Source organism: Arenibacter hampyeongensis (genome assembly GCF_002909255.1).
In the GTDB taxonomy this organism is placed as follows: domain Bacteria; phylum Bacteroidota; class Bacteroidia; order Flavobacteriales; family Flavobacteriaceae; genus Arenibacter; species Arenibacter hampyeongensis.
In genome coordinates this window covers 1-5,385 of the sequence record NZ_PIOB01000024.1, presented here as the reverse complement: position 1 = coordinate 5,385, position 5,385 = coordinate 1, and the positions used below count along the sequence as shown (strand labels likewise).

General features: G+C 52.2%; 2 tRNA genes and 3 rRNA genes. All 5 read right to left on the bottom strand.

From position 1 onward, the window contains the following. Positions 1 to 2 precede the first annotated feature (2 nt). The 5 genes from rrf to CWD91_RS22530 all read right to left on the bottom strand — a co-directional run bounded on the left by rrf (position 3) and on the right by CWD91_RS22530 (position 5,256). Positions 3 to 114: ribosomal RNA gene (gene rrf, locus CWD91_RS22550) — 5S ribosomal RNA — on the bottom strand. Positions 115 to 290: 176 nt separating this feature from the next. After that, a 23S ribosomal RNA gene (locus tag CWD91_RS22545) occupies positions 291 to 3,127 on the bottom strand. A 221-nt stretch (positions 3,128 to 3,348) separates the two neighbouring features. Continuing rightward, positions 3,349 to 3,422: transfer RNA gene (locus CWD91_RS22540), tRNA-Ala, on the bottom strand. A 148-nt stretch (positions 3,423 to 3,570) separates the two neighbouring features. Beyond that, positions 3,571 to 3,644 (bottom strand) — tRNA-Ile (locus CWD91_RS22535). A gap of 88 nt (positions 3,645 to 3,732) precedes the next feature. Further along, a 16S ribosomal RNA gene (locus CWD91_RS22530) occupies positions 3,733 to 5,256 on the bottom strand. Together the 16S, 23S and 5S rRNA genes with 2 tRNA genes alongside form the textbook arrangement of a ribosomal RNA operon. Positions 5,257 to 5,385: the final 129 nt, after the last annotated feature.

The window sequence follows — 5,385 nt, the reverse complement described above, 5'->3', positions numbered from 1 at the left end:
AAAAAAGGCGGCGGCCTACTCTCCCACTTGGTGTAGCAGTACCATCGGCGCAGACGGGCTTAACTTCCCTGTTCGGAATGGTAAGGGGTGGGCCCCGTCGCCATGGCCACCTAAAAACTTCTATACTTTAATGTCCGGTACCCTGCAGCGGATGCTGAGCGTAGCCGAAGCATGACATAATAATGGGACAGGGCGGCCGTTGCGGTCGCACTAGAATAAGGCAAGGTACACGTACAATCGTTAAAAAAAAAGGTTTGTTGCGTCCCCGCGGTTTCCCGCGGGGACGGCGTTTGCGCAAGCCAACGGGCAATTAGTACCACTCGGCTACGGACATTGCTGCCCTTCCACCTATGGCCTATCGACGTGGTCATCTCCCACGGCCCTTTAAAGAAATCTCATCTTGTGGCGGGTTTCGCGCTTATATGCTTTCAGCGCTTATCCCATCCCGACATAGCTACCCAGCAATGCCCCTGGCGGGACAACTGGTGCACCAGCGGTCGGTCCAACCCGGTCCTCTCGTACTAGGGTCAGGTCCACTCAAATTTCTAACGCCCGCAGTAGATAGAGACCGAACTGTCTCACGACGTTCTGAACCCAGCTCGCGTGCCACTTTAATGGGCGAACAGCCCAACCCTTGGGACCTTCTCCAGCCCCAGGATGTGACGAGCCGACATCGAGGTGCCAAACCCCCCCGTCGATATGAGCTCTTGGGGGAGATCAGCCTGTTATCCCCGGCGTACCTTTTATCCTTTGAGCGATGGCCCTTCCATGCGGAACCACCGGATCACTATGCTCTACTTTCGTACCTGGTCGACCTGTATGTCTCTCAGTCAAGCGCCCTTGTGCCATTGCACTCTGCACACGATTGCCAACCGTATTGAGGGCACCTTTAGAAGCCTCCGTTACTCTTTTGGAGGCGACCACCCCAGTCAAACTACCCACCACGCACTGTCCTCCCATAAGGGAGTTAGGCCCCGGACAAACAAAGGCTGGTATTTCAACAATGACTCCACCACACCTGGCGATGCAGCTTCAAAGTCTCCCAGCTATCCTACACATTGGTTGCCCAAGGTCAATACGAAGCTATAGTAAAGGTGCACGGGGTCTTTTCGTCCCACTGCGGGTAACCGGCATCTTCACCGATACTACAATTTCACCGAGCTCATGGCCGAGACAGTGTCCAGATCGTTGCACCATTCGTGCAGGTCGGAACTTACCCGACAAGGAATTTCGCTACCTTAGGACCGTTATAGTTACGGCCGCCGTTTACTGGGGCTTCAATTCAATGCTTCTCCTTGCGAATGACATCTCCTCTTAACCTTCCAGCACCGGGCAGGTGTCAGGCCCTATACTTCATCTCTCGATTTTGCAGAGCCCTGTGTTTTTGATAAACAGTCGCCTGGACCTCTTCACTGCGGCCCCCCACAAGGGGGGCGACCCTTCTCCCGAAGTTACGGGTCTATTTTGCCTAGTTCCTTAGCCATGAATCTCTCGAGCGCCTTAGAATACTCATCCCAACCACCTGTGTCGGTTTGCGGTACGGGCTGCTTCACTTGGTTTTCTCGGAGGATGTTAAGCTGGATTGTCACCTTGGCCGGAGCCTCGGTGTACTATCGGGGCGTCACCGCTCCCTTCAACGTACTATTCCGTCAGTACGCACCAACGCCACATCCCCGTCACTTTTAATGTGAGCAGGTACAGAAATATTAATCTGTTGTCCATCCACTACCCCCTTCGGGTTCGTGTTAGGTCCCGACTGACCCCCAGCTGATTAGCATAGCTGGGGAAACCTTGGTCTTTCGGCGTGCGGGTTTCTCGCCCGCATTATCGTTACTTATGCCTACATTTTCGTTTGTAGCTCCTCCACCACGCCTTACAGCGTAGCTTCAGCGGCACTACAATGCTCCCCTACCCCTCTGTACCGAGTACAGAAGTCACAGCTTCGGTGATATACTTATGCCCGATTATTATCCATGCGGAACCGCTCGACCAGTGAGCTGTTACGCACTCTTTAAATGAATGGCTGCTTCCAAGCCAACATCCTGGCTGTCAATGCAGTTCCACCGCGTTATATCAACTTAGTATATACTTGGGGACCTTAGCTGGTGATCTGGGTTCTTTCCCTCTCGGACATGGACCTTAGCACCCATGCCCTCACTGCGCAGAAACATTTTATAGCATTCGGAGTTTGTCAGGAATTGGTAGGCGGTGAAGCCCCCGCATCCAATCAGTAGCTCTACCTCTATAAAACTATCTACACGCTGCACCTAAATGCATTTCGGGGAGTACGAGCTATTTCCGAGTTTGATTGGCCTTTCACCCCTACCCACAGGTCATCCCAAGACTTTTCAACGTCAACGGGTTCGGTCCTCCACAGTGTGTTACCACTGCTTCAACCTGCCCATGGGTAGATCACACGGTTTCGCGTCTACTACTACTGACTACGTTCGCCCTGTTCAGACTCGCTTTCGCTACGGATCCGCACCTGAAGTGCTTAACCTTGCCAGTAAAAGTAACTCGTAGGCTCATTATGCAAAAGGCACGCCGTCACCCCCGAAGGGGCTCCGACCGCTTGTAGGCGTATGGTTTCAGGATCTTTTTCACTCCCTTGTTCAGGGTTCTTTTCACCTTTCCCTCACGGTACTGGTTCACTATCGGTCTCTCAGGAGTATTTAGTCTTGGCGGATGGTCCCGCCGGATTCATACAGGGTTTCACGTGCCCCGCACTACTCAGGATACCGCTATCGATAATGTTCTTTGCTCTTACGGGACTATCACCCTCTTCGGTCCCTCTTTCCAAAGGGTTCTGATTCATCGCACATCGAATCTCGCGGTCCTACAACCCCGATATTGCCGAAACAACATCGGTTTGGACTAATCCGCTTTCGCTCGCCACTACTCACGGAATCACTTTTGTTTTCTCCTCCTCCGGCTACTTAGATGTTTCAGTTCACCGGGTTTGCCCCCCTTGCGGGGTACCATACCTTCAATATGGTGGGTTGCCCCATTCGGATACCTGCGGATCATATCGTGTGTGCCGATCCCCGCAGCTTTTCGCAGCTTATCGCGTCCTTCATCGCCTCTGAGAGCCTAGGCATTCCCCATACGCCCTTATCCAGCTTGTCGCCAGACCTTTATGTTATTCGCGGGCCCCCCTTCCGCGGCAGCGTCCATGGGGCCCTCTCTTTTGTACTTGTACTTTACTTTACTTTTGTGTTTCTTTTTCAGCGTACGCAAAGACCTGAATCTTGATGCGCACCCTGTCCCAATATGTCAATGAACTTTTTGGCCAGTCCCGCTATCCCCTTTACGGCCTTTGGCCGGGATAACGGCAATGTGTTGCCAATGTGGAGAATATCGGAGTCGAACCGATGACCTCCTGCGTGCAAGGCAGGCGCTCTAGCCAGCTGAGCTAATCCCCCGTTTTCCTATAAGTCGGCAGTTGCCAGTCAATAGTCGGCAGGTTTCCCAACTTCTAGAATTTCCTAATTCAATATTTTCAATCAATGAACGTTTCAAAACCTTAAACTTTTAAACTTAAAACTTTGAACCTGCAGCATTGCTGCATCGTAGTCCCAGGCAGACTCGAACTGCCGACCTCTACATTATCAGTGTAGCGCTCTAACCAGCTGAGCTATGAGACTCACTATAGTTTATTTTTTTTTGTATTTATAAAGACAGAAAACGAAAAAACGGGCCTTCGGAAAAATGCCCATACGGCAAATTCTCTAGAAAGGAGGTGTTCCAGCCGCACCTTCCGGTACGGCTACCTTGTTACGACTTAGCCCTAGTTACCGATCTTGCCCTAGGCCGCTCCTTGCGGTGACGGACTTCAGGCACTCCCGGCTTCCATGGCTTGACGGGCGGTGTGTACAAGGCCCGGGAACGTATTCACCGGATCATGGCTGATATCCGATTACTAGCGATTCCAGCTTCACGGGGTCGAGTTGCAGACCCCGATCCGAACTGTGACCGGTTTTGTAGATTCGCTCCTCCTTGCGAAGTGGCTGCTCTCTGTACCGGCCATTGTAGCACGTGTGTGGCCCAGGACGTAAGGGCCGTGATGATTTGACGTCATCCCCACCTTCCTCGCGGTTTGCACCGGCAGTCCCGTTAGAGTCCCCATCATTACATGCTGGCAACTAACGGCAGGGGTTGCGCTCGTTATAGGACTTAACCTGACACCTCACGGCACGAGCTGACGACAACCATGCAGCACCTTGTGATCTGCCCGAAGGAAACTCTATCTCTAAAGCTGTCAGACCACATTTAAGCCCTGGTAAGGTTCCTCGCGTATCATCGAATTAAACCACATGCTCCACCGCTTGTGCGGGCCCCCGTCAATTCCTTTGAGTTTCATCCTTGCGGACGTACTCCCCAGGTGGGATACTTATCACTTTCGCTTGGCCGCCCAGATTTGCATCCGGACAGCTAGTATCCATCGTTTACGGCGTGGACTACCAGGGTATCTAATCCTGTTCGCTCCCCACGCTTTCGTCCATCAGCGTCAGTATATAGTTAGTAACCTGCCTTCGCAATCGGTATTCTATGTAATATCTATGCATTTCACCGCTACACTACATATTCTAGTTACTTCACTATAACTCAAGGCCACCAGTATCAAGGGCAATTCTACAGTTGAGCTGCAGACTTTCACCCCTGACTTAATGGCCCGCCTACGGACCCTTTAAACCCAATGATTCCGGATAACGCTCGGATCCTCCGTATTACCGCGGCTGCTGGCACGGAGTTAGCCGATCCTTATTCTTACGGTACCGTCAGAGGGGCACACGTGCCCCTTGTTCTTCCCGTACAAAAGCAGTTTACAATCCATAGGACCGTCTTCCTGCACGCGGCATGGCTGGATCAGGCTCCCGCCCATTGTCCAATATTCCTCACTGCTGCCTCCCGTAGGAGTCTGGTCCGTGTCTCAGTACCAGTGTGGGGGATCCCCCTCTCAGGGCCCCTACCCATCGCTGCCTTGGTAAGCCGTTACCTTACCAACTAACTAATGGGACGCATAGTCATCTTGTACCGTAGCCTTTAATGGGGGAGCGATGCCGCTCCCACATACCATGGGGCCTTAATCCAAATTTCTCTGGGCTATTCCCCAGTACAAGGTAGATTCTATACGCGTTGCGCACCCGTGCGCCGGTCGCCGGCAAATGAGCAAGCTCATCCCCGCTGCCCCTCGACTTGCATGTGTTAGGCCTGCCGCTAGCGTTCATCCTGAGCCAGGATCAAACTCTTCATCGTTGATTCTTAAATTACTTCGATCAACCATATGAGATATCTTCCCGGCCCGTTCTTTCGATTTCTTTTTCTGCACCATATCCCTGTTCCCAAAAATATGGCGCGCTGTCTTTACAATATATCAATGAACTT